The sequence below is a fragment of the Roseovarius sp. W115 genome, from assembly GCF_032842945.2.
In the GTDB taxonomy this organism is placed as follows: domain Bacteria; phylum Pseudomonadota; class Alphaproteobacteria; order Rhodobacterales; family Rhodobacteraceae; genus Roseovarius; species Roseovarius rhodophyticola.
In genome coordinates this window covers 115813-140556 of record NZ_CP146606.1, presented here as the reverse complement: position 1 = coordinate 140556, position 24744 = coordinate 115813, and the positions used below count along the sequence as shown (strand labels likewise).

The window sequence follows — 24744 nt, the reverse complement described above, 5'->3', positions numbered from 1 at the left end:
AAAGATTGCTCACTCTGCAGGCGTCTGGTGAAGGCCAAAGACATAGCCGTTTTTGGGTGGCTCAAACTCGGGCAGGGCGAGCTCTGGCTCTTGCTCCAGCTCGGGCAGGATGTCCTGCAACTCCTCGCGCAGCCGTGCGATCTGACTTTGCGCGATGCTTTCCTCGGTTTCAACGTCCTGAGACCAGTGTTTCAGGCTGTGAATGACCCCTTTCGCCTGATCAATGCGCTGATTGAAGATCTCGACCTCCTGCTGGCGTTGTTTGAGGAAGGCTCGGGCGCGGTCGACCTTGTCATCAGAATAGACCTCGGCCAAATCCCGGCTGATGAAAGACATCTGTGCTGCTATCTCAAGGATCTGCGGTTCAAGCGTCTCAAGATCCGGATGCTCTCGCATATAGGCCAGGCGCTCGCGAATGCCGTCAAATTCGGTTTTGATGTTGAACATGCCCGCACGGTCAGCGGCATGCGTTGTGGCGTAGGCTTGGGTCACATCCTGCATCGAGAGGTGAAACTTGCGATGCGAGTTTTCCAGCGCCATGATCCGGAAGTTTGCAGGCAGAAAGGCACAGAGAAGAACTGCCAGAGCGGTGAGTGTGATCTGTGCGATTTGGCCTGCATTGTCATAGACGGTTCCGCCGAATGTGGCCTGAAACTCTAGCCAGGGCAGGAGGCCGAATGAGGCCAGCGCTGTTGCTCCGACGAGCAATAACGCGGCGATGGAAAAAGCAAGGAGCGCCAGTCGGTTCAAAGCCTGACTGACAATCGCGGCGGCGGTGCGCATGGTTCTGGTCATTTTCTTCCCCCAATAGAAGTGGTTCTGCACTCATGTAGGCAGGAAGTTGCCGAGCGTGCATACACATTGGCATCACCGTTTGGTGCAAACCTGAAAGACTTACCTAAAATTTTGGTTTTATTGACTTAATTCCTGTTCACACCACGATCACCAGCGCGTGCGCGCTTCTCCGTGGCAAAGCCAATAGCGATGGAAGCAAGGATACACGCCGTGAAGAGATAAAGCCCCCAGGCGGTCTCAATCCGGCCCACCCCAATGCCTTTGGTCAATGTGATGTAAAGCGCGATGAGGAAAACATCGGCCATGGCGAGTTTGCCCAGGACGTGCAGGACGGGCAGGGTCGTGCGTCTGAGATACCCAAAGTGGATGAGGGCAAGGCCGATGGTTTTGAGGTAGGGCGCGAAAAGGGCGAAGAAAGTGACGAGCAGGGCGAGAAAGACATCGCTTTCCCAAAGCGATTGCAAACCGGTGATGACCGAAATCTCACTGAGGCCGAAAAGCGGCAGAAGCCCTGCGCGCATCAGTGGGGCAAACCAGGCGATGGGAAAGAGGATCAGCAGCGTGAGGTTGAGATATTTGAGCATGGTCCGTCCTTCATGCGGTGCCGCAAAAGCCTTCTAAAGGCTTTTGCCTAAACTTTTCAGAAAAGTTTAGGCGCTTCTCACCGAACCGCCTCAATCGGCCCTTCAGCAGATCCCGTAATAAACTGCTCCAGATAGGGATCGCCAGAGGCGTCCATCTCGGCCACAGGCCCGGTCCAGCGGATTTTACCGCCGTGAAGCATCGCCACATTGTCGGCAATCGCGCGGACGCTCGTCATGTCATGGGTGATGGTCATGGCCGTGGCGCCCATCTCGACCACGATCTCGCGAATGAGCTCGTTGATCACGCCGGACATGATGGGATCAAGGCCCGTGGTCGGTTCATCGAAAAAGATGATTTCCGGCTCGGCAGCGATGGCGCGGGCCAGTCCCACACGCTTTTGCATGCCGCCCGAAAGCTCGGCGGGAAACTTGTCGGCTTGATCCGGGGTCAGCCCCACACGGCGCAGTTTTTCGATGGCAATCTCACGCGCCTCGTCTTTGGGCCGTTTCAAAGACCCGCGCAAAAGGCGGAAGGCCACGTTTTGCCAGACGGGTAGTGAGTCAAAGAGCGCGCCGCCCTGAAAGAGCATGCCAAATCGCGCCAGAAACGCATCGCGGTCACCTTTGGTCACGTCCTTACCGTCCAGCGTGATGAGCCCGCTGTCAGGGTGAATAAGCCCAAGCACACATTTCAGCGCTACGGATTTGCCTGTGCCCGAACCCCCGATGATCACCATCGATGTGCCTTTGGGGATGTTGAGGTTCACCCCCCGCAGAACGTGATTGTCGCCAAAAGCTTTATGGACGTCGTTGAGTTCAATCATATCGAGAAAAACACCCCCGTGAGGATGAAATTCGCGGCCAGGATGAGCACGGCTGCTGCCTGCACTGAACCTTTGGTGGCGCGACCTACGCCTTGGGCACCGCGGCCTGAGTCCATGCCGTAGTAACATCCCATGAGGGCCGCGATGACACCAAACACGCCGCCTTTCACAAGGCTGGAGATGATGTCGCGGGCCTCAAGGAAATTGACGGTGTTCTGCATATAGGTGGCGGCATTGAAGCCCAGATTTTGCACAGCCACAGTATAGCCGCCCAGGATGCCAATGATATCGCCGATGCCCACCAGGATGGGCACGGTGATGAGGGCGGCCAGGACGCGTGGGGCGACGAGGTATTTCATCGGATGTGTCGACAGCGTTGTGAGCGCGTCGATCTGCTCGGTCACTTTCATCGTGGCAATTTCAGCGGCGATAGAAGAGGTCACGCGCGCGGCGATCATCAAACCCACCAAAACGGGGCCAAGCTCCCGCACCATACCGATGGCCACGATCTGCGGCACCACGGCCTCAGCATTGAACCGCGCGCCGCCAGAATAGATTTGCAACGCAAGCGCGCCGCCGGTGAAGATCGCAGTAAGGCCCACGACCGGCAGCGACAGCCAACCAACCTGCAACAAAGCATGCAGAAGTTCGCGTGGGTAAAACGGCGGTCGCAGGATGTGTGAAAACGCGGACAGCATAAAGAGTGTCACGCGTCCCAGCATGGCCAGCGCCGCCAGTGTATTGCGCCCAAGCGCCGCCAGAGGAGAGAGGATGAGGGTCATCCGCCGCTGTAACGCCGCGCGTAGCGCGCCCCAAGAGACGTCAGGATTTCATAGCCGATTGTACCCGCATTCTTGGCCAGATCATCAACAGTCTGATCTGGACCAAGAAGTCGCAACGCTTTGGGATCGCTGGTCATTTCGGTGATGTCAACGCTGATCGAATCCATTGAAATCCGGCCTGCAACAGGGCAGGGCACACCGTCCGCATAGAGAATGGCCTTTGGTCCCATGGCGCGAATGATGCCATCGGCATAGCCAGACGACACGGTTGCGATGCGGGTGGGTTTCTTGGCCGTGAAGGTGTTGCCATAGCCGACCGTTTCACCCTCGGCCAACTCACGGGTCTGGATCACGGGAAGATCAAGGCTCGCCACAGCGGTGGCATCCGCAAAGGGCAGGCCACCGTAAAGGCCCACGCCAGGACGGCAGAGATCGAAATGAAAGGCCTCGCCCAAGAGAATCCCGCCGGTTGCCGCCAAGGAGCGCGGAACATTCAGCCCATCGGTCATCTCTGCGAAAGCGACCAGTTGCTGCGCATTCATCGGATGGTCTGGTTCATCGGCGCAAGCCAGATGTGACATGATCAAAAGTGGATGCGCGGCAAGTGCCATTTCGCGTATGGCGGCCCATTCGGGTGGCTCCATGCCAAGCCGGTTCATCCCGGTATCAAGCTGGATCCCGAAACGTGCCAGCGGCGCGGCCTCAAGATGGCGGATGAGTTGATCGACCGAGTTGATCATCGGCATGAGATCCATATCGCGGATCATGTCCGCGTCGCCTGCCATGTGGCCTGAGAACACGTGAATAGCCGGGCCTGGACCCAAGGCTTCGCGCAGTGTCGCACCTTCTTCAGCAACAGCGACACAAAACGTGCGCACGCCAGCCCGAGCCAGCGCCCGCGCCACACGGGCCATACCAAGCCCATAGGCATCGGCCTTGACCACCGCAGCGGTCTCGCCTGCGGTTTTGGCATCCAGCGCGCGCCAGTTGGCGACGATGGCATCAAGATCAATGGTCAGCTGTCCGGTGCTCATGGGGGGTGGTTTTGACAGGATGGTGAGAAGGGTCAAGTAGAAAGAAGAATTTCGGCATTACAGTCCTTGGTTGAATTGATCTCACCACTAAGCTTTAAAGGTGAAAGCAATACAGGGGCTAATATGGACGCGATCAATATCAGGTTCTTTCTCACCTTTCTTGCACCTACTCTTGGCTTTGTAATTTGGTTTGGGAAACGTTGGATTGATGACAATCGGGCGCAGGCACGGCAAAAAAACAGCGCAAGACAATTTGGCCCGCGCGCTTTATGCGGAGATTGATTTCAACACGTGTGACATGGATATCTTTCTAGAGCGTTCGCCACCACTCAGTGAGCTTCGCCAAAAGCTGGAAGATGATTGCAAGCTCGTGCCGCACATTACTGATGCACGCCATACCGAGATTTACCGCGCACATCTGAACGGCATTCACTCGATCTCTGATCAGACTTTGCAGCAATGTGTTCAATTTTATGGTTTGCTCGAAAAAATTTGGGTGCAGATCGAGGGTGTAAATTATCCAAGCTACCGAACCTTGAGCCTTGAAGGGCGTTGTAATGCGGTTGATGTGATCAAGCGAACAGCTCGTACCGCATCAGTTTGCGGTGCAGCGTTGTTGCGGGATTTTGAGAAAGAATATGCGTCACTAAATTTGACGCGGTTTGACAGGGAGAAATTTGACTTGTCGGACGATGAACTTGGAGTAAAGAAAAAGTCTATTGGCGACAAATTAGATGCGAAACGAATGGGGCAATGACGGTTCGTCATAACCCGCTGGGTTACACAATAATTGGATCTGGTCCTGTCATGTCAAAAATCCTCATACATGTCTCAGCATAGAGACGGGTTTCTGCATACTGCTTTCAGCCTGTTGGGACAAGGTGTTTCTTTTCAACACTCTGTATCTCACCAACAGTGTTAAGATGGTATGAACAGTGCTCGATTTCAATGACTTATTTGCAAAAATATCAATATATTGTGGCGTGCATGATTTAAACCACAAAGATTTTAGAACTCCTGACTGTCCTGCTGCCAGGGTTTGACGAGGTTTCCAAACCGGGTGAAGCGGCCCTCGAAGCTCAGTTCCACGGTGCCAATGGGTCCGTGGCGCTGCTTGCCGATAACCACCTCGGCGCGGCCGCTAAGCCGTGCCATGCGTTCTTGCCACGCGGCCATTTCTTCAAGTTTGTCGTCCGATGGTTTTTCGCGCTCCGCATAGTATTCCTCGCGGAAGACGAACATAACCACATCCGCATCCTGCTCAATCGAGCCGGATTCGCGCAGGTCGCTCAACTGCGGGCGTTTGTCGTCACGTGATTCCACCTGACGGCTGAGCTGCGAGAGGGCCACCACTGGAATATCCAGCTCTTTGGCAATCGCCTTTAATCCTTGAGTGATTTCAGAGACTTCGTTCACACGGCTGTCTTTCGCCGAAGCGGGGCGCACGAGCTGGAGATAGTCCACAATCAGGACATCCAGCCCATGCGTCCGCTTCAGCCGACGGGCACGCGCCGCAAGCTGGGAGATAGGCAAAGCGGGGGTGTCGTCGATGTAAAGAGGGCACGATTCGAGCGTTTTGGCCGCCTCGACGAAGCGGCGGAACTCCGCTTCGGTCATGTCGCCGCGCCGGATCTGCTCTGAGGGCACTTCTGATGCCTCTGACAGAACCCGCGCGGCGAGCTGCTCGGCGCTCATTTCGAGCGAATAGAAGCCCACGACACCGCCATCGACGGCCCCTTCAGAGCCATCGGGAAGCGCCCCGCGTTTGTAGGCTTTCGCAATATTGAAAGCGATATTGGTCGCAAGGGAGGTTTTGCCCATCGAGGGGCGTCCTGCGAGAATAAGAAGGTCCGAGCGGTGCAAACCGCCCAGCTTTTTGTCCATATCCGTCAGGCCCGTGGAGATGCCTGCGAGGCCGCCGTCGCGCTGATAGGCGGCGTTGGCGACATTAACTGCGTCTGTTACCGCCTTGAGAAAGCTTTGAAATCCGGTCTCGGATTGGCCTTGTTCGGAAAGCTTGTAGAGCTTTTGTTCGGCCTCCACGATCTGATCGCGGGGCTCACTGTCCACTTCGGCGCGTATGGCCTTGCCAGCGATTTCATGGCCCAGGCCAATCAACTCGCGGCGCACGGCCATGTCATAGATCATTTGTGCGTAATCACGCGCGGCAAAGGCGGAAATGGCGGCACCGGCCAGTCGGGCAAGATAGGCCGGGCCGCCCAGTTCCTTCAGTCCCTCGTCGTCTTCGAGAAAGGTTTTCAGCGTCACTGGAGAGGCCAGGTTGCCCTTGGCGATGCGCGCTGCCGCGGTCTCGAATATCCGCGCGTGGACAGGATCATAGAAATGCTGCGGCCCGATCAGGTTGGCCACCCGGTCGTAGATGTCATTATTGGTCAGGACTGCCCCCAGAAGCTGTTGTTCCGCTTCAATGGAATGCGGCATCGTCTCAAGGTTTTCGACGCCTGTATCGTTGGTGTTTAAGCTCGCAATTTCTGTCATCTTTAGCCCCATGTCCCGTGGGGAGGTGTCTTACAAAACACCGTCGGAGCGGTGCAAATTGTATCTTTATGTGGATAGCATGTGGATATCCGCTCGATACCATATCTTGCCGAGTAGAAGTCGTTTCCGTCAACATATCGTTTGGCGTTTTCTCAGGTTACGCTGCAAGCAGGCGGAAACGCGCGTAAAAATTTTTTGCAAAATTGTCTTTACACGGAGGTGGCGCGCCGCGACTCAGCTTCGCGCGGCCTGCCAGGCGCGTGGGTCTTGCAGAAACGATTCGACACCATCAAGTGTGGCGGCGTCAAAAGCACCCTGCGCCCGCGCCTCGGCCAGCACGTCCCACCAGGTGCACAGGTGATGCAGCGTTACGCCGTGATCCCCGAGTGTTTCTTCGGTTTCAGGAAAAATGCCATAGTAGAAGATCACAGCCGTGTGGCCACAGCTGGCGCCGGTTTCTCGTATGGCATCGACAAAGCTCAGCTTTGAGCCCCCATCGGTGGTCAGATCCTCAACCAGAAGCACGCGGTCAGTCTCGCCCATCACGCCTTCGATCCGGGCGTTGCGCCCATATCCCTTGGGCTTTTTGCGCACATAGGTCATGGGCAGGGCCATGCGTTCGGCCACCAGCGCGCCGAAAGGAATGCCCGCGGTCTCACCGCCCGCCACGTTGGTGAAGGCCTCAAAGCCTGCATTGCGCATCACGGTGACGGTCAGAAAATCCATCAGCGTGGACCTGATGCGCGGGAAGGAGATGAGCTTGCGACAGTCGATATAGGTCGGGCTGGGAAGGCCGCTGGCCAGTGTGAAGGGGTCTTCCGCGTTAAAATGCACCGCCTCGATTTCCAACAGCATGCGCGCCGAGAGGCGGGCGATTTCAGCTCGGTCGGGAAAGGTGCTGGGGATCATGTGTGCGTCCTTTTTGGTGGCTGCGGGATGCCTCCGGCGGGGATATTTGGAGCAAAAAGAAAGATCAAGTCACATACCAATGCAGCGGCATTTGCGGATCAAAGACCGTGACTGGCCCGTCTTCGGTGTCGATCTTTTTCGGGTAGCTGACAGGGTCGCCCTTGGTGAGCGTGATCGTCTCGGTGTTAACCGGCAAGCCGTAGAAGGCGGGGCCGTGTTCCGAGGCAAACCCGGCGAGGGTGTCGAGCGCATTTTCTTGTTCGAACACTTCGGCCAGGATCGAGAGCGTGTTGCAGGCTGTGAAGCAGCCCGCGCACCCGCAGGCGCTTTCCTTGTTGGGATCAGTGTGCGGTGCGCTGTCGGTGCCGAGGAAAAATCGCGCATCGCCCGAAGTCGCAGCAACGCGAAGGGCCAGGCGGTGTTCCTCGCGTTTGGCCACGGGCAGGCAGTAGTAGTGCGGTCGGATGCCGCCCACCAACAGATGATTGCGGTTGATTACCAGATGGTGCGTGGTGATGGTTGCGCCAAGGTCAATCTCATTTGCTTTCACGTAGTCGACGCCGTTCTGCGTGGTGATATGTTCCATAACCACCCGCAGACCCGGCGTGGCGCGCCGCAGCGGATCCAGAACGCGATCGATGAACACGGCCTCGCGGTCGAAAATATCGATCTCAGAATCGGTGACCTCACCATGGACACAAAGCGGCAGGCCGATTTCAGCCATTTTTTCCAATACGCCGCGAACTTTTTCAAAATCTCTTACGCCAGATGCAGAGTTGGTAGTAGCGCCAGCCGGATAGAGTTTCACCGCTTTGATCAACCCACTCTCATGAGCGGCGGCGACATCTTCGGCATCGGTGTCCTCAGTCAGGTAAAGTGTCATCAGAGGCTCAAATTCCATGCCCTCCGGCAGCGCCGACAGAATGCGATCCCGATAGGCGGCGGCGTCCTTGCCTGTCACCACAGGTGGCACCAGATTGGGCATGATGATCGCGCGGCCGAAATGCCGGGCGGTTTCGGGTAGAACGGCATGCAAGACTGCACCATCACGCAGGTGCAAATGCCAATCATCAGGGCGGGGGATGGTCAGGCTCTGGCTCATGGGATTGTGGCTTACACAATCAAAGCTGCAACCGCCAGAGACGTTCCTGCCTTTCGCGAAATGCGCTAGAGAAAGTCCCGTTCAGGCATCAAGACACTTTGTTCCTCCGCACGTTCATAGGCGGCGCGCAGCGCGCGGCGAAACCTTGGTCCGGGCGTATTCTGCAGTACGTGATTGCAAAACTGAGCCGTGAGATAGAGCCGGCCGCCATCCTCCAGCCTTGCCAGGGCAGATTTGAGGTAGGGCGGGTCTTCGCGCCGGACACGGAACAGGCGTGCAAGGCTTAGGATGTCGAGCTTGTCGGCGCTCATCTGAGCCAGCAGGCGCAACAGCACTTTCATGCGAATAAGGCCCTGATCCAAACGGGGGCCCATAAATCGCATGCGAAAACGCGTTACATTGGAGCGTTTGAAGAGGGCGGCATGCATGGCGTCTTCTTCGATTTCCGGATCGTAAAGAATGAACGCCTTGTCGGCGGCATCCAGCATATCTGGCGCATAGCCGTACCGCGTGGTGAAATCGAGACGGCGCATGCGGCGAAACCGGTCATCCCATTCGGTGAGACGCGGATCAAGCGTGGCTTGCGGCTGAATAGCCAAGACGCGCGCGCCCGGAGAGGCCACTGAATAGGCCGCGGCGGCATATCCACAGGGACCCGCGCCGTAAAAAATCACCTGATCAAACTCCTCAAAGAACCCATCATCAATCAGTTCATCGAAAAAGCCGTAGACCCGTCCTTCACGGAACCATGTGCGCCCTGTGCAAGTCAGGCAGAGATGTGACCAGCCCAGAGCCTTGGCCATTTGCCAGCCGATCGGTTGGGCATCAGTCGACGTGTCGCTCAGGGTGTCAAAGGCTTCAAAGCTCACCAGAAGGGTCGGTTTTCCGGCGATATAGACAGCGCCGTGCTTGGATCCCAAGGATTTCGCATACCCGTCAGGCGGCATGGCGGCGGCCAACCGCTCCAGCCATTCTTCCCAGCTGAGCCCGGACAAAGAGATGTCCAGCACAGAAGGATAATCGGAACTCATGCTCGATCCTCAAACTACAATGGGCCGCTTTGCGCGGCTTTCTGGGGGAAACGCTAGGCATCAATCTGGGCAAAATCATGAAAATTGAAGGGTTTTGGCGGGTCGAGGTCGTGTGGCCTTGGCGGCGCTGGCCTTGACCTTGGAAGGTGGACATGCAGTTCTCTGAGCAGGAAGGAGTGCCCATGACCGCACTGGAGACGATAGACGATGTAGATCGGCTTTTGGCCGGGCAGAACTATGTCTGCGACCGGGCTCTGAGCACCGTTGTGTTTCTGGCGCTGCGGCTGGGGCGGCCGATTTTCCTGGAAGGCGAGGCCGGGGTGGGAAAGACCGAGATTGCCAAGGCATTAGCCACCGGGCTGGGCCGGCGGCTCATTCGGCTGCAATGCTATGAGGGGTTGGATGCATCGAGCGCGGTTTATGAATGGAATTTCGCGCAGCAGATGATCGCCATTCGAGCGGCGGAAGCGGCGGGGGAGGTCAAAAGCGAGGCATTGAACACAGCGCTCTTTAGTGAAGAATTCCTGATCGAGCGCCCCTTGCTTGAGGCCATGCGCCCGCAGGAGGGTGGGCCTCCAGTGCTTCTGATTGACGAGTTGGACCGTACAGACGAGCCGTTTGAGGCTTTCCTACTCGAAGCTCTCAGTGATTTTCAGGTAACGATCCCGGAATTGGGCACAATCACGGCGCCCGAGCCGCCCATTGTGGTTCTGACGTCAAACCGCACCCGCGAGGTGCATGACGCCCTCAAACGGCGCTGCCTCTATCATTGGGTGGATTACCCCAGTTTCGAGCGTGAAATCGAGATCCTGCACGCCCGCGCCCCGGAAGCTGCCGCGAGCCTCAGCCAAGAGGTGGTGGCCTTTGTGCAGCAGCTGCGCACCGAAGATCTGTTTAAAAAGCCCGGCGTGGCCGAAACCATAGACTGGGCCAAATGCCTTCTGGCGCTTGATGTGATCAGCCTCAGTCCCGAGGTCATCGCCGACACGCTGGGCGCGATCCTGAAGTATCAGGATGACATTGCCAAGCTGCAGGGATCCGAGGCCAAGCGGATCTTGGATGAGGCGAAGGCGAGTTTGGAGATCGCGTAGTGCTTCTTTCTTGTCAAAAATACCCTAGGGGCTTGGGGGTGAAGCCCCCAATCAAAAGATATGCCTGAATACGCCCCCTCGATCTCCCCGAAAACCCCAAGCTCACGCACAACATCACCCATTTTGCGCGTGCTTTGCGCAAAGCGGGGCTGCCTGTTGGGCCAGGGCGGGTGATGGATGCCATTCGGGCGGTGGAGGCGGCGGGGTTCACTTCAAAGCAGGACTTCTTCTTTACCCTGCGCGCCTGTTTTGTGAACCGCCCCGAACAGCGGGCGGTGTTTGCGCAGGTCTTCCGGCTTTACTGGCGCGATCCACGCTACATGGAACATATGATGTCGCTCATGCTGCCTGCGATCCGTGGCGTGCAGGAAGATCGGACGGCAAAGGCAGCCGAGAAGCGTGCGGCAGAGGCGCTTTTGGATGGTATTGAGCCGGAGGTGCCAGAGGCGCGCGACGATGAGGGCAAAGAGACGCTGATCGAGATCGACGCCTCGCTCACCATGAGCCGCGAGGAAAAGCTCAAGACGCTGGATTTTGAGCAGATGAGCACGTCCGAGATCGCCTATGCCGCGCGCATGCTGTCGCGGCTCAGCCTGCCGGTCAAACCCTTTGCCTCACGCCGGGGCATGCCATCCCATACGGGTCACCGCATTGATGCGCGCAAGACGCTGCGCGCGGCGATGCGGCGCGGCGGCGAGATGCGGCGCATTCATCTGCAAAAGCCCCGCCCGCGCTGGCCCAATCTGGTGGTGCTCTGCGACATTTCCGGCTCGATGAGCCAGTATAGCCGCATGGTGCTGCACTTTCTGCACGCCGTGGCAAATGAGAAGGGCGCAGGCTGGGCGAAGGTCCATGCCTTCACCTTTGGCACTCGGCTGACCAATATCACCCGGCACCTGGCCACGCGCGATGTGGATGCAGCACTGGCTGCGGCGGGGCAGGAAGCGCAGGATTGGGAAGGCGGCACACGGATCGGGGCGTGTTTGCACAGCTTTAATCGTGACTGGTCACGGCGGGTTGTGGGGCAGGGCGCGGTGGTGCTTTTGATCACCGATGGGCTTGATCGCGATGATGCCGACAGCCTTGCACATGAAATGCAGCGGCTGCATCTGTCGTCCCGTCGCCTCATCTGGCTCAACCCGCTGCTGCGCTGGGATGGATTTGCCCCAAAAGCCACGGGCATTCGCGCCATGCTGCCGCATGTGGATGCCTTTCGGGCAGGCCATTCCATTGCCACGCTCGAAGATCTGGCCGATGCAATTTCAAAGGCGGGCGACATGGGCGAAAAGGCCAGGTTGATGGCGATGCTCTGAGCCTTGTAACGCGCCGCGTGCAGGATCATAGTGCGCCCATGACAGACCGCTTTGACACGATATCTGAGATTGCTTTGGACTGGCACCGCGCGGGCAAGGGCGTTGCTTTGGCGACGGTGGTGCAAACCTGGGGCAGCGCGCCGCGCCGCGTAGGCAGCCAGCTGGTGATTTCCAGCGATGCAGAAATAGAAGGCTCGGTCTCGGGCGGCTGTGTCGAAGGCGCGGTCGTGGCCGAAGCGCTCGATGCGATCGAAGACGGCAAACCTGTGATGCTGGAATATGGCGTGAGCGATGGCGATGCCTTTGCGGTCGGGCTGGCCTGCGGCGGCACCATTCGGGTGTTGGTGGAGCCGATAGGCGCGGTGATGCCTGTGTCGCTTTTGGAAGAGCTTGTTGCGGCGCGGGATGCGCGGGAGCCAGTGGCCTATGTGACAGGCATGACCGCTGAAAGACGGCTGGTGCGTGATGGACATGCCGACCGGTTTCGCATGGACCGCTCGGGCTTTGAGGAGGACGGCGAGACATTCATCGCAATACACAATCCACCTTTGCGGATGATTATCGTCGGAGCCGTGCATATCGCGCAGGCATTGGTGCCGATGGCTCGGATTGCCGGGTTTGACCCCCTTCTCATTGACCCTCGCGAAAGCTTTGGGTCCGAGGCGCGCTTTCCCGGCGAGACGATCCTGCATGACTGGCCCGATGAGGGCGTGGCAGCCTATGGTTTGGACACGCGCACGGCGTTGGTTCTTTTGACCCATGACCCCAAGCTGGATGATCCGGCGCTTGAGGCGGCGCTGCGGTCCGACGTGTTCTATATCGGGGCGCTTGGCTCGACCCGAACCCATGCGAAACGTGTAGCGCGGATGACGGAAAAGGGCTTTTCCGACGCTGAGATCGCACGCATCCACGGCCCGATCGGTCTGGACATTGGGGCGTCAAGCCCATCCGAGATTGCCGTGGCCATCCTGTCGCAAATGATCAGCGTCTTGAGGCAAGGTGCATGAAATTCGCCTCTGTCCCATTGGCTCATGCAGAGGGCGCGATTCTGGCACATTCCGAACGCCTGACCGGTGGGCGCCTGCGCAAAGGTCAAGTCCTCGATGCCGAGGACATCGCGAAACTGCGCGCTGAGGGACTGGCAGAGGTCACTGTCGCCGAACTGGAGCAAGGCGACGTGCATGAAGATGCCGCGGCGCAACTTCTGGCTCGGGCTGCCTTGGGCGATGCAGAGCACCTCAGTTTGAGCAACCCGTTTACCGGGCGCGTAAACCTGATTGCCGACAAGCCGGGTGTTGTTCTGATCGACAAAGATAAAATTACGGCCGCCAATGAGATAGATCCGATGATCACATTGGCCACCGTCGCGCCCCTGTTTCAGGTCCATGCGGGCGGCATGGTCGCGACCGTTAAAATCATTTCCTACGCTGTATCGGAGACGGCGGTGACGCAGGCTGCGCGGTTGGTACGCGGGTCGCTCCGCCTGGCTGCTCCGAAATACGCTACGGCCAGCCTGATCGTGAGTGACACAGCAGAAGGTCCGGGCCTGCGTGGCGTGGACGCCATCCGTGACCGGCTTACGGGTCTGGGCATGCGGCTCAGTCAAACACTGAGCTGTCCGCATGAAATCCCGGCTTTGTCAGATGCCATTTCTTCGGCCAGTGCCGATGTCATTCTCATCCTGACAGGGTCGGCCACATCAGATGCACGGGACACGGCGCCTGAGGCGCTGCGCCGGGCCGGTGGAGATGTGACGCGGTTTGGCATACCCGTGGATCCGGGCAATTTGCTCTTTCTGGGTCAGTTAAAGGACCAACCGGTCATTGGCCTGCCCAACAGCGCGCGGTCTCCGGTGCTTCACGGCGCCGATTGGGTGCTCTCCCGCGTGGCATGCGGTGTGCCCATTTCGGGGCGGGATTTTGCAGCGATGGGCGTGGGCGGATTGCTCAAGGAAATCCCAACCCGGCCTCAGCCGCGGCGCATGAGCGGGCGCTAAGCGGGTGTCGCGGAAGGTGCGCATCCATGCACACCTTCGCAGTTGAGCTTTCTGGATGCCTGGCTAGACCTGCGCGGGCACAAAGACATGGCTGCCGCCGTCTTTTTCGATCTTACCCGCATTGGGAAAGCCGAAATGATAGCCGCCGATCATCATATTGTCGGCGATGGCCTTGTCCACAAGCGCCTTGCGGGTGGCGGTGGCCTTGTCCTTGTCGGAGTCGAAGGCCAGCTGCCAGTCAAGATTGGCCAAAAAGAGCGCCGGCACAATGATGGCGTCGCCGATGAGCAGGACCTGTTCGTCACCTGAAGAGATGTGGAAATTCACATGTCCCGGTGTGTGGCCAAAGCTTTCTTCGGCGCGCAGGCCTGGGGCCAGTTCGCTATTGCCCGCAAACTGCGTGACATTGTCCCATTTTGGAAAGGTCGCCTGAATGCGCTGGGCCAGTCCTTTGCGCCGCTCGGGCAGGGCTTCGATGATGGAGGGGTCGGTCCAGAACTTGTATTCCGTCTCGCCAACCATGATCTCAGCATTGGGGAAAAGCTGGGCGTTGTCTTTGTCCATCAGGCCAAAGATGTGATCGGGATGCATGTGGCTGATGAGGACTTTGTCGACCTTGTCGGGGGTGATCCCGGCGGCAGCCAACCCTCCATTGGTGCCAAGTCCGGCGGTTGGCGCAAGCTGCCCGCCGGTGCCTGTATCCAGCAAAATGGTTTTACCACCGGTTTTGACCACAGTATAGGCAAACTCGATGGGCACGTAATCTGTGGTCAAGTTGGCCTTTTTGAGGGCGGCTTTGATGTCGTCGCCGGGCACGCCGGGAGAGATCGCATCGAAGCCATCGTTTTGCCAGACGCCGTCATAGATTGAAATGATCTCGATATCGCCGATCTTGTAAGAGTAGTGGCCTGTCTTGCGCAGATCAGCCGCCTGGGCCGACGTCACAAAGGCAAGCTGGCCTGTCAGGCCAAGGGCCGCAACGCCTGCGCTGGATGCCAGAAACTGTCGTCTGTTGGGGGGTGTCATGAAAATATCTCCCGGATGTTGGGGTGTGAGGAACCATTGATGGTGGTCTTCAAGGTTTTGCTTGGCAATACGAACTCGGTCAGGCTCAACAAACTGTGACTTTGCACTCTGCAAAGAGTGCCAGCTGTCGCGGACACTAACGCTGCGCCAAACTGACCTGAAAATGATGAAATTACAGGGTTCTCATCTGGCGGGGGGCGTGTTTAACTTCCTTCAGCTAATAACAAAGCCAAATAGGGAGGAGCCGATGGCACAGGTCAGCATGACCGTGAACGGCAAGCCTGCGTCCGGTGAGATCGAAGGACGCACGCTGTTAGTTGATTTTATCCGAGAGAATTTGGGCCTTACCGGCACGCATGTGGGTTGCGACACCAGCCAATGCGGCGCCTGCGTGGTGCATGTGGACGGCAAGGCGGTCAAGGCGTGCACCATGTTCGCCGCCGAGGCTGAAGGTGCGGACGTCACCACGATCGAGGGCGTGGCGGCCGAGGATGGCACGCTCAATCCCGTGCAACAGGCGTTTCAGGATCATCACGGTCTGCAATGCGGTTTTTGCACACCGGGCATGGTGATGTCGGCCTCGGCGCTTTTGGCCGAGAACCCCAAGCCATCTGAGGCGGAGATCCGCGATTACCTTGAGGGCAATATCTGCCGCTGCACCGGGTATCATAATATCGTCAAGGCGATTCTGGCCGCATCGGGCCAGGACGTGAGTAACATCGCTGCTGAATAAGGCGCGCGCTCATCAAGCCGGAGGCTTTCTTCGAGAAGAAGCCCACAAGGGCTGATGAGCAGATCAGAGATTAGGGAGGATTATATCATGCCCAAAGATGGAGGCATCGGCGCCAGTTCCAAGCGGCGCGAAGACGTTCGGTTCCTGACGGGGAACGGCAACTATACAGATGACATCAATATGCGCGGTCAGGCCTATGTGCATTTTCTGCGCTCGGACGTGGCGCATGGCACGCTGAAATCGGTCGACACCAAGGCTGCCGAGGGCATGCCCGGCGTGCTGCGAGTGTTCACCGGAGCGGATTTTGCCGAGGTGGGTGGATTGCCCTGCGGGTGGCAGGTGACAGATCGCCATGGCGAGCCCATGCAGGAACCCGGACACCCGGTTCTGGCGCAAGGCAAGGTGCGCCACGTGGGCGATCCGATTGCCGCCGTGGTGGCAGAGACGCGCGAACAGGCGCGCGACGCGGCAGAAGCCATTGAAGTCGATATCGACGAGCTTCCTGCAGTGATGGACATGAAGGCCGCATTGGAGGACGGTGCCACCAAGGTGCATGACGATCTGACGTCAAACCTCTGCTATGACTGGGGTTTTGTTGAGGAAAACAAAGACGCCGTGGATGAGGCCATCAAATCAGCGGCGCATGTCACCACGCTGGAACTGAAAAACAACCGGTTGGTGCCCAATGCGATGGAGCCGCGTGTGGCGGTGGGCGATTACAACCGTTCTACCGATGACAGCACGCTTTACACCACCTCGCAGAACCCGCATGTGATCCGCCTTTTGATGGGCGCGTTTGTTCTGGGCATTCCAGAGCACAAGCTGCGCGTTGTGGCGCCAGATGTGGGCGGGGGCTTTGGCTCCAAGATTTATCATTATGCCGAAGAGGCGTTCTGCACCTTTGCGGCCAAGGCGCTCAACCGGCCGGTCAAATGGACCTGTTCACGCTCTGAGGCGTTCATCTCTGACGCCCATGGCCGGGACCACGTGACGAAGATCGAATTGGCGCTGGATGCGGACAATAATTTCACTGCCGTGCGTACAGAGACTTACGCCAATATGGGGGCGTATCTGTCGACTTTTGCGCCCTCCATCCCGACCTGGCTGCATGGCACGCTGATGGCGGGCAACTACAAGACGCCGGTCATCTATGTGAACGTGAAGGCGGTCTTCACCAACACGGTGCCGGTGGATGCCTATCGCGGAGCCGGGCGGCCTGAGGCGACCTATCAGCTGGAACGTGTGATCGACAAAGCCGCGCGTGAGCTGGGGGTCGATCCGATTGCACTCAGACGGCAAAACTTTGTCACCGAGTTTCCCTATGCCACGCCTGTGGCGGTGGAATATGACACCGGGGATTACAACGCCACGATGGACAAGCTTCTTGAGACGGCCGACATGTCGGGCTTTGAAGCACGGCTGGCTGAAAGCAAGAAGAACGGCAAGCTGCGTGGGCTTGGCGTGAACTGCTATATCGAGGCCTGCGGCATCGCGCCCTCGAACCTCGTGGGGCAGTTGGGCGCGCGGGCTGGTCTCTACGAGTCAGCCACGGTGCGGGTGAACGCCACGGGTGGCATCACGGTCATGACCGGCAGTCACAGCCACGGGCAGGGGCATGAAACCGCCTTCCCGCAAGTGGTGGCCGAGATGCTTGGCATCGACGAGAGCATGATCGAGATCGAGCATGGCGATACCGACAAGGCCCCGATGGGCATGGGCACCTATGGTTCTCGCTCCATCGCGGTGGGCGGCTCGGCCATGGTGCGCGCGACCGAAAAGATCATCGCCAAGACCAAGAAGATTGCCGCGCATTTGATGGAGGCCTCTGAGGCTGATATCGAGTTGAAAGACGGGCAGTTCACCGTCGCGGGCACGGATAAATCCGTGGCCTGGGGCGATGTGACCTTGGCGGCTTATGTACCGCACAACTATCCGCTGGAAGAGATCGAACCGGGGCTGGAGGAAACAGCCTTCTACGACCCGGTGAACTTTACCTATCCCGCAGGGGCTTATGCCTGCGAGGTCGAGGTCGATCCCGACACCGGGAAGGTCACGATTGAGCGGTTCGCGGCTGCGGATGACTTTGGCAATGTGATCAATCCGATGATTGTCTCAGGGCAGGTCCATGGCGGTCTGGCGCAAGGCATCGGACAGGCATTGCTTGAAAATGCCGCCTATGACGAGAACGGTCAGCTTCTGAGCGCGTCTTACATGGATTACGCCATGCCGCGCGCCGATGACGTGCCGTTCTATAGCGTTGATCATTCCTGCCAGACGCCCTGCACGCACAACCCTCTGGGTGTGAAAGGCTGCGGCGAGGCAGGGGCGATTGGCTCACCGCCTGCGGTGGTCAATGCGGTGGTCGATGCGCTTCAACGCGCAGGCCATGACGTCACCCATATCGATATGCCCGTGTCGCCCTCGCGCGTCTGGGCAGCCATGCAAGGGTAAGGAGATCAGACATGTATGCATTTGACATCGAACGCCCGAGCACAATCGCAGATGCGGTCGCGGCTTTGGCCAAGAGTGAGGAAAATCAGCCATTGGCAGGGGGCAAACCCTGATCCCTACGCTGAAACAACGGCTGGCGGCCCCTGAGACCTTAGTGAGCCTTGGCGGGATCAGTGAAATCCAAGGCATTTGCCAGGATGATGCCGGCCGGGTCTGTATTGGCGCGGGAACAACCCACGCCGACGTCGCAGCCGGGGCGGGGGCCTATCCGGCACTGGCGTCTCTGGCCAACAACATCGGGGACCCTGCGGTGCGCAATCGCGGTACGATTGGCGGATCATTGGCCAATAACGACCCCTCGGCCTGTTACCCGGCAGGGGCGCTGGGCTCTGGCGCGACTATTATCACCAACGCACGCGAGATTGCGGCAGATGATTACTTCCAGGGGATGTTTGAAACCGCATTGGATGTGGGAGAGATCATCACCGAGGTGAAGTTCCCGGTTCCAGAGGCGGCCAACTACCAGAAGTTCGAACAACCCGCCTCGCGCTTTGCGCTTGTGGGCGTGTTCGTGGCCAAATTCGCGGACGGTGTGCGCGTGGCTGTGACGGGTGCCTCTGAAGGTGGCGTCTTTCGTTGGTCCGAGGCGGAAACGGCATTGTCGGGGAATTTCTCCGCCTCAGCGCTGGATGGGCTGTCGTTGCCTGCAGATGGGATGATCAATGATCTTCATGGCTCAGGTGCCTATCGCGCACATCTGGTCGGTGTTATGACCCGACGGGCGGTTGGTGCGGCCTGACCTTTAAGCCTATGACGCGTCAAAGGGAGTCCGGCCCAAGAGGGTCGGACTTTTTTTGAAGATGTCAGGAATTTCTTCGCAAACCTGCCATTTACCCGACTTGATAGGGCAGCACTCCCCGCTCATCCGGCGTCACCTGCAACCGCCGTTCCAGTGGCGGCACCGAGCGTTGATGGCAGTCCGTGCGCTCGCAAATCCGGCAGGATATCCCGATGGGTTCAAACGCCCGTGCATTGCCCAGATCCAGATCGTCGGCATAGACCAGCGCATCGGCATGGCGCACTTCACATCCCAAGGCGACCGCGAACCTCCGGACGGGTGCACCAAAATGCCCGCCGGATTTGCTGACATCCCGCGCCAGGCTAATGTAGCGCACGCCATCCGGTGTCTCCGCCAGTTGCCGCAGGAAACGCCCCGGTGTTTCAAAGGCCCGGTGCACATTCCAAAGCGCGCAGGCCCCGCCAAAACGCGCGAATTGCAGCCGCGTGGCGGAATGGCGTTTGGTGATCGTGCCAGCCTGATCCACGCGCACAAAGAAGAAAGGCACGCCCTTGGCACCGGGGCGCTGCATGGTGGAGAGGCGGTGGCACACCTGCTCGATAGACGCCCCAAAGCGCGTGGCCAGCACCTCCAGATCATGTCGATGCGTCTGAGCAGCCTGCAAGAAAGCACCATAAGGCATGAGGGCGGCCCCGGCGAAATAATTCGCCAGCCCGATCTTGGCGATGGAGCGCGCAGCCTCGGTCTGAAACCGGGCGAGATCAAGCGTTGCCTCAAGCAGTTTATCCTGCGTCAGGAGGGCAAGCTGTAGCAAGAGCTGAAAGGTTCGGGTCTCAGGTTCAGCTAGCGTTGAGAGATACAAGATGCGATCCACCGCATCAAAACGGCGCAGATGCGGGCCGTCGCTTCCGGCGATCTTGATGCCAAGCTCGGACAGCCGCGCCTCCGCCAGATCGCGGATCTGCCGGGGGTCGTCCGCGCCAGAGGCAAAATGTTCCGCCGCCCGGTCCACGGCGTCGATGTAGTTGTCGCAATAGTGAAAGAAGTCGCGCACTTCATCCCAGGGGCTTGTCTGAATACGCGCATCTTCCCGACCCAGAGCCTCATCGAGACTGGCCAATCTTTCGTGCGTCTCTCTATACGCCCGGTGCAGTTCGAGAAAGGCACGCGCCAGGGATGGAGCATTGGAGGCCGTCAGGCGCAGATCGCTCAAGGGCGGCATGTCATCGGCAAAAACCGGGTCGGCCAGCGCCTCACGCATATCACTGACAAGACGCTCGGAATCCGCGCTGCTGAGCTCGGTGACGTCAAAGCCAAACTCCTGCGCCAGCGCCAGCACCACCGTGGTGCTGATCGGGCGCTTGTTGTTTTCCATCTGGTTCAGATAGGGCAGGGAGACCCCAAGCTTTTCGGCAAACTCCTTTTGGGTCAGGGTCAAGGTCCGGCGCATCTCGCGCAGTTTGACACCAGCATAGATTTTTTGCGCGCGCATCGGGAAAGCCTCATTTGCAAATATGCGAAGATTATTTTGCAAACTCTGTCCGAGGACGCAAGCCCGTGTTGGGTCAGCGTGTCACGCGTGCGCCGTCGCGAAAGACCTGACGCCATTCAAGAACCGTGCAGGTTTTGCGAAGCCCTGTCGGATAGAACGGATCGGCGCGCACCAGCTCTTCAACGGCTTCTGCATCTTCGGCCTTGACGCTCCACATTCCACCGCGCCCATCCCCGTTGGAGGTAAACAGGGGGCCAGCGGCGGTGATTTTGTCAGCATTTGCGGCTAGAAACGTAAGGTGATCGGCCATATGCGCCTGACGCAGATGTTCTTTTCCATCGGCGTCTTCGAAGAGAACGATAAAGATCATCGGGAACTCCTTTTATGTCCTATGCATTGTGAAATACGGCACAAGCGCAGCACAGACTGGAAAAATGCCTCATCTCGGTGCAAAATTGCAGCATCATGACATGGGACGATCTGAAATACATTCTGGCGCTGATGCGGGGCGGCAGCCTGAATAAAGCGGCCCGCCAGCTCAATGTGGACAAGACCACCGTTTCAAGGCGGGTGGCCGCGCTGGAGGAGGCGCTTGGCATCGCTTTGGTCGCGCGTGGCAGCCATGGTCAAATGCGGCTGACCCAGGCAGGCCGCAAAGTGGCGGGTCAGGCCGAGGCTATGGAAGATGTAGAGCGTCGCATTCGGGCAGGTCTAGGCGCGCAACCAGATGGGTTGGCCGGACGCGTGCGTCTTTCGACGGTGCCCATTCTGGCGCACCACGTATTGCTGCCGCAACTCGGTGCGCTTCGCGATCTTGCGCCGGGCTTGAAGATCGAACTTGTGGCAGAGGCACGGGATGCGGATATCCTTGAGGGAGAGGCTGATATTGCGTTGCGTCTGGCGCGGCCAAGAACCGGCGGGCAGGGCGTTTTGACGCGGAAAATTGGCGTGATGTCATATGGATGTTACGCGGCCCGCATGGCGGGCGGCGATCTGCCTTGGATCGGGTTTGAGCCAAACATGCAGCATCTGGAGATTGCGCAAGCGATTGAAACTCTGGCCAATGCGCCCGGGTCACGTCGTGCCGGTCTATCTGTGAACGATGCCGAAGGTCTGTTGCGTGCGGTTCAGGCCGGGCTTGGAAAGTCTCTTTTACCCCGGATCATCGCCGATGCGATGCCCGGGCTTCGCCGCTTGGGTATGGAGGCGACCCACATCCCGGAGAGAGAGTTTTGGGTGCTGACGCGCCGCGATCACGCCGGGCTTGATCGGATCAGGGTGGTTCACGATTGGTTGGACGGGATTTTCAGCGCGGTGTGAGCGCCAGCCGCCTTTCCCGCCAGATGACAAAGGAAATGGCCACCGTTCCTGCGGCTGAGGTGCACGCCATGATCCACAAGAGCGGGAATGCCCCAGTGCCTGGGGCCAGCAGCGCGCCGGCCAAAGCCGAAAGGGCCGCGCCGCCGCCAATCATCAAGGCCCCGGCAAGCCCGCTGGCTGTCCCGGCAAGGTGCGGACGCACTGAGAGCGCCCCGGCCGTGGCGTTGGGGATGGTCATGCCGTTGCCGAGACCCATAAGGGTCATGAGGCCAAAAAAGCTATAGGCCGATCCCAACCCGGCATAGAAAAGAGAAAGATTGAGCGCCACGCCGCTTGTGGTCACGAGCGTGCCCCAGAGCACCATGCGGTTGACGCCTACGCGCACCGAAAAGCGCCCCGAGGCAAAATTGCCGAGGAAGTAGCCAATGGCGGGTGCGCCAAAGAGCAAGCCAAGCTCGGAGGGCGAGAGGCCAAACACCTTGTCGCCCACATAGGGCGCGCCACCCAGATAGGCAAAGAAAGACCCAGAGGTCAGTGCCGAGGCCAGTGCGTAACCCCAAAACCGTGGAGAGGCGAAAAGTGCAGGGTATTCCGTGAGTTGCTCGGCAAAGCTGCGACCCTGCAGGGGGGCTGTTTCGCCAAGGTCGGACCAGGCCAGCCACGTGACAACAGCGCCCAGGGCAAAGAGCGCCCAGAAACTGGCCTGCCAGCCAAAGGACTCGTCCAGCACCCCGCCAATTGCTGGGCCAATCATCGGCACCACGGCCATGCCCATGGTCACATAGCCGATCATCGAGGCCGCCTGCGCCTCGGGCACCATGTCGCGCACAATGGCGCGGCTCAGCACCATAGCGGCGACAATCGTGGCCTGGATCATGCGGAAAGCGAGGAACACCCAAACATTGGTGGAGAAAATGCAGCCCAGCGTGGCCAAAAGGAAAATCAACAACCCGCCGATGATCACCGGCCTGCGGCCAAACCGGTCTGAGACCGGACCCAGAATAAGCTGTAGCGTGGCGTTCACGGCAAGATACACCGCGACCGAAAGCTGCATCAGGCGGTAATCCGTCTCAAAATAGGCGGTCATGCCCGGCAGCGAGGGCAGAAAGATGTTCAAGGCCAGCGCAGACAGCCCGGCCAGAAGGATCAGCGTGAGAATATGGGGTGGTGTGGCGCGATCCAAAAACCGCACCGGCGCGCGAGGTTGCATTGGACTTGCTTAGGTGGCTCTTTGGGGGATGTCCATCGTATTTGCGACTCGCAGGGTTTCGATGTGTTGCAGGAAATACTTCGCAAGTTTGCAATTTATTAAATTGTAGTTTCTAAAAATTTGCAAATTTGCTCAATTCTCCTTTCCTCAAGCATGTCACCTCTCTATTCTCCGCGCGAGTGATTAAGGGGGCTCCCGATGAAAGATATCCTGCAGGAACTGGAAAATCGCCGCGGTCAGGCGCGGCTTGGTGGCGGTGAAAAGCGCATCACGGCACAGCATAGCAAAGGCAAGCTTACCGCGCGCGAGCGCATCGAGTTGCTGCTGGATGAGGGCAGTTTCGAAGAGTTCGACATGTTCGTCACCCATCGCTGTAGTGACTTTGGCATGGACAAGAACAAGCCGCATGGCGACGGTGTTGTGACCGGGTGGGGCACCATCAATGGCCGCCAGGTCTATGTGTTCTCGCAGGATTTCACCGTTCTGGGCGGCTCTGTCTCCAACACCCATGCGCAGAAGATCTGTAAGATCATGGATATGGCGGTGCAAAACGGCGCGCCGGTGATTGGCATCAACGACTCAGGCGGCGCGCGCATTCAGGAAGGTGTCGACAGTCTCGCGGGCTACGGCGATGTCTTTCAGCGCAATATCGAGGCCTCTGGCGTGGTGCCGCAGATCAGCGTGATCACTGGCCCTTGTGCCGGTGGGGCGGTCTACTCCCCCGCGATGACCGATTTCATCTTCATGGTGCGCGACAGCTCTTACATGTTCGTCACCGGCCCCGATGTGGTCAAAACCGTGACCAATGAACAGGTGAGTGCCGAGGAATTGGGCGGCGCGTCCACCCATACCAAGAAAAGCTCGGTCGCCGATGGCGCGTTTGAGAATGACGTAGAGGCCATGGCCGAGGTGCGGCGTCTGGTGGATTTCCTGCCGCTCAACAACCGAGAGGCTGTGCCGGTGCGCCCGTTCTTTGACGATGTGGACCGGATGGAGACCTCTCTCGACACGCTGGTGCCGGACAATCCCAACATGCCTTACGACATGAAGGAATTGATCACCAAGCTGGGCGATGAGGGTGATTTTTACGAGATCCAAGAGGATTTCGCCAAGAACATCATCACCGGGTTTATCCGGCTTGAGGGTCGGACAGTCGGCGTTGTGGCCAACCAGCCGATGGTGCTGGCCGGGTGCCTTGATATCGACAGCTCCCGCAAAGGCGCGCGGTTTGTGCGGTTCTGCGATTGCTTTGAAATTCCGATCCTGACGCTGGTCGATGTGCCCGGCTTCCTGCCCGGAACGTCACAAGAGCATGACGGCGTGATCAAACATGGCGCGAAGCTCCTCTTTGCCTATGGTGAGGCGACGGTGCCGAAGGTGACGGTGATCACGCGCAAGGCCTATGGCGGGGCCTATGTGGTGATGTCCTCCAAGCATCTGGCCGGAGACATCAACTATGCTTGGCCCACCTCCGAGATCGCCGTGATGGGCGCGAAAGGCGCGACTGAGATCATCCACCGCGCGGATCTCGATGACCCTGACAAAATCGCCCAGCACACCGCCGATTACGAGGCACAGTTCGCCAACCCGTTTGTCGCCGCCGAACGCGGCTTCATCGACGAGGTGATCCAGCCCCGCAGCACGCGCAAACGCGTGAGCCGCGCCTTTGCGGCTTTGCGCAACAAGAAGCGCAAACTGCCCTGGAAGAAGCACGACAATATTCCGTTGTAACACCTTTGTAGGGCGGGATTTA

21 protein-coding genes and 2 pseudogenes are annotated in these 24744 nt (G+C 58.7%); 10 read left to right on the top strand and 13 right to left on the bottom strand.

Annotation, left to right across the window (positions count from 1 at the left end):
• Nucleotides 1-9: 9 nt before the first annotated feature.
• From RZS32_RS00755 to alr, 5 genes are all read right to left on the bottom strand, one after another.
• On the bottom strand, nt 10-795 hold the full coding sequence (locus RZS32_RS00755) for a DNA repair protein (RefSeq protein ID WP_317055137.1): 786 nt from the start codon (nt 793-795) through the stop codon (nt 10-12).
• 125 nt (nt 796-920) lie between these two features.
• Entirely contained in the window at nt 921-1379 is a 459-nt protein-coding gene (locus RZS32_RS00750; RefSeq protein WP_317055136.1) for a paraquat-inducible protein A, read from the bottom strand.
• A gap of 77 nt (nt 1380-1456) precedes the next feature.
• Entirely contained in the window at nt 1457-2203 is a 747-nt protein-coding gene (locus tag RZS32_RS00745; RefSeq protein ID WP_317055135.1) for an ABC transporter ATP-binding protein, read from the bottom strand.
• Nucleotides 2200-2985 carry an MlaE family ABC transporter permease gene (locus RZS32_RS00740; RefSeq protein ID WP_317055134.1) on the bottom strand — a complete coding sequence of 262 codons (786 nt, stop codon included), beginning with the start codon at nt 2983-2985 and terminating at the stop codon, nt 2200-2202. The genes RZS32_RS00745 and RZS32_RS00740 overlap by 4 nt, the downstream gene beginning before the upstream one ends.
• Complete coding sequence (gene alr, locus RZS32_RS00735; RefSeq protein ID WP_317055133.1) at nt 2982-4019, bottom strand: alanine racemase; 1038 nt, start codon at nt 4017-4019, stop codon at nt 2982-2984. Before alr ends, RZS32_RS00740 begins: the two co-directional genes overlap by 4 nt.
• 208 nt (nt 4020-4227) lie before the next feature.
• Here alr and RZS32_RS00730 point away from each other — a divergent pair, with 208 nt between their 5' ends.
• Complete coding sequence (locus RZS32_RS00730; RefSeq protein WP_317055132.1) at nt 4228-4776, top strand: hypothetical protein; 549 nt, start codon at nt 4228-4230, stop codon at nt 4774-4776.
• A 251-nt stretch (nt 4777-5027) separates the two neighbouring features.
• Here RZS32_RS00730 and RZS32_RS00725 read toward each other — a convergent pair whose 3' ends face one another.
• The 4 genes from RZS32_RS00725 to RZS32_RS00710 all read right to left on the bottom strand — a co-directional run bounded on the left by RZS32_RS00725 (nt 5028) and on the right by RZS32_RS00710 (nt 9560).
• Nucleotides 5028-6518: a replicative DNA helicase gene (locus RZS32_RS00725; protein WP_317055131.1), complete on the bottom strand. Its 1491-nt coding sequence runs from the start codon at nt 6516-6518 to the stop codon at nt 5028-5030.
• A 234-nt stretch (nt 6519-6752) separates the two neighbouring features.
• Entirely contained in the window at nt 6753-7427 is a 675-nt protein-coding gene (locus tag RZS32_RS00720; RefSeq protein WP_317055130.1) for an orotate phosphoribosyltransferase, read from the bottom strand.
• Between the two features lie 64 nt (nt 7428-7491).
• Nucleotides 7492-8529: a dihydroorotase gene (gene pyrC, locus RZS32_RS00715; RefSeq protein ID WP_317055129.1), complete on the bottom strand. Its 1038-nt coding sequence runs from the start codon at nt 8527-8529 to the stop codon at nt 7492-7494.
• 65 nt (nt 8530-8594) lie between these two features.
• A complete protein-coding gene (locus tag RZS32_RS00710; RefSeq protein WP_317055128.1) occupies nt 8595-9560 on the bottom strand; it encodes a phosphoadenosine phosphosulfate reductase in 966 nt (321 codons plus the stop codon).
• A 182-nt stretch (nt 9561-9742) separates the two neighbouring features.
• Between RZS32_RS00710 and RZS32_RS00705 the strand changes: the two genes are divergently transcribed.
• The 4 genes and pseudogenes from RZS32_RS00705 to RZS32_RS00690 all read left to right on the top strand — a co-directional run bounded on the left by RZS32_RS00705 (nt 9743) and on the right by RZS32_RS00690 (nt 13960).
• Nucleotides 9743-10651, top strand: a complete 909-nt coding sequence (locus tag RZS32_RS00705) for an AAA family ATPase (RefSeq protein WP_339106756.1) — start codon at nt 9743-9745, stop codon at nt 10649-10651.
• Nucleotides 10652-10711: 60 nt separating this feature from the next.
• Nucleotides 10712-11964, top strand: a pseudogene (locus tag RZS32_RS00700) (vWA domain-containing protein).
• 38 nt (nt 11965-12002) lie between these two features.
• The gene (locus RZS32_RS00695) at nt 12003-12971 is read left to right on the top strand and encodes an XdhC family protein (protein ID WP_317055125.1); all 969 of its coding nucleotides are present in this window, start codon (nt 12003-12005) and stop codon (nt 12969-12971) included.
• Complete coding sequence (locus tag RZS32_RS00690; RefSeq protein WP_317055124.1) at nt 12968-13960, top strand: molybdopterin-binding protein; 993 nt, start codon at nt 12968-12970, stop codon at nt 13958-13960. The genes RZS32_RS00695 and RZS32_RS00690 overlap by 4 nt, the downstream gene beginning before the upstream one ends.
• Before the next feature lie 63 nt (nt 13961-14023).
• Here RZS32_RS00690 and RZS32_RS00685 read toward each other — a convergent pair whose 3' ends face one another.
• Nucleotides 14024-14986 (bottom strand): MBL fold metallo-hydrolase, encoded by a 963-nt coding sequence (locus RZS32_RS00685; protein ID WP_317055123.1) that lies wholly within the window; start codon nt 14984-14986, stop codon nt 14024-14026.
• 247 nt (nt 14987-15233) lie between these two features.
• Here RZS32_RS00685 and RZS32_RS00680 point away from each other — a divergent pair, with 247 nt between their 5' ends.
• The 3 genes and pseudogenes from RZS32_RS00680 to RZS32_RS00670 all read left to right on the top strand — a co-directional run bounded on the left by RZS32_RS00680 (nt 15234) and on the right by RZS32_RS00670 (nt 18969).
• Nucleotides 15234-15719 carry a (2Fe-2S)-binding protein gene (locus RZS32_RS00680; protein ID WP_317055122.1) on the top strand — a complete coding sequence of 162 codons (486 nt, stop codon included), beginning with the start codon at nt 15234-15236 and terminating at the stop codon, nt 15717-15719.
• 87 nt (nt 15720-15806) lie between these two features.
• The gene (locus RZS32_RS00675; protein WP_317055121.1) at nt 15807-18170 is read left to right on the top strand and encodes a xanthine dehydrogenase family protein molybdopterin-binding subunit; all 2364 of its coding nucleotides are present in this window, start codon (nt 15807-15809) and stop codon (nt 18168-18170) included.
• Nucleotides 18171-18181: 11 nt separating this feature from the next.
• A pseudogene (locus RZS32_RS00670) lies at nt 18182-18969 on the top strand (FAD binding domain-containing protein).
• Between the two features lie 91 nt (nt 18970-19060).
• On the opposite strand, the gene RZS32_RS00665 reads toward RZS32_RS00670, so the two are convergent.
• The gene (locus RZS32_RS00665; protein WP_317055119.1) at nt 19061-20461 is read right to left on the bottom strand and encodes a helix-turn-helix domain-containing protein; all 1401 of its coding nucleotides are present in this window, start codon (nt 20459-20461) and stop codon (nt 19061-19063) included.
• Between the two features lie 73 nt (nt 20462-20534).
• Entirely contained in the window at nt 20535-20831 is a 297-nt protein-coding gene (locus RZS32_RS00660; RefSeq protein ID WP_317055118.1) for a YciI family protein, read from the bottom strand.
• Nucleotides 20832-20926: 95 nt separating this feature from the next.
• Between RZS32_RS00660 and RZS32_RS00655 the strand changes: the two genes are divergently transcribed.
• Complete coding sequence (locus RZS32_RS00655; protein ID WP_317055117.1) at nt 20927-21781, top strand: LysR family transcriptional regulator; 855 nt, start codon at nt 20927-20929, stop codon at nt 21779-21781.
• Here the strand turns inward: RZS32_RS00655 and RZS32_RS00650 are convergent.
• On the bottom strand, nt 21768-22991 hold the full coding sequence (locus RZS32_RS00650; RefSeq protein WP_317055116.1) for a multidrug effflux MFS transporter: 1224 nt from the start codon (nt 22989-22991) through the stop codon (nt 21768-21770). The two genes, RZS32_RS00655 and RZS32_RS00650, sit on opposite strands and share 14 nt — an antisense overlap.
• Before the next feature lie 198 nt (nt 22992-23189).
• Between RZS32_RS00650 and RZS32_RS00645 the strand changes: the two genes are divergently transcribed.
• Nucleotides 23190-24722, top strand: a complete 1533-nt coding sequence (locus RZS32_RS00645) for an acyl-CoA carboxylase subunit beta (protein ID WP_317055115.1) — start codon at nt 23190-23192, stop codon at nt 24720-24722.
• The last annotated feature ends 22 nt before the right edge of the window (nt 24723-24744 follow it).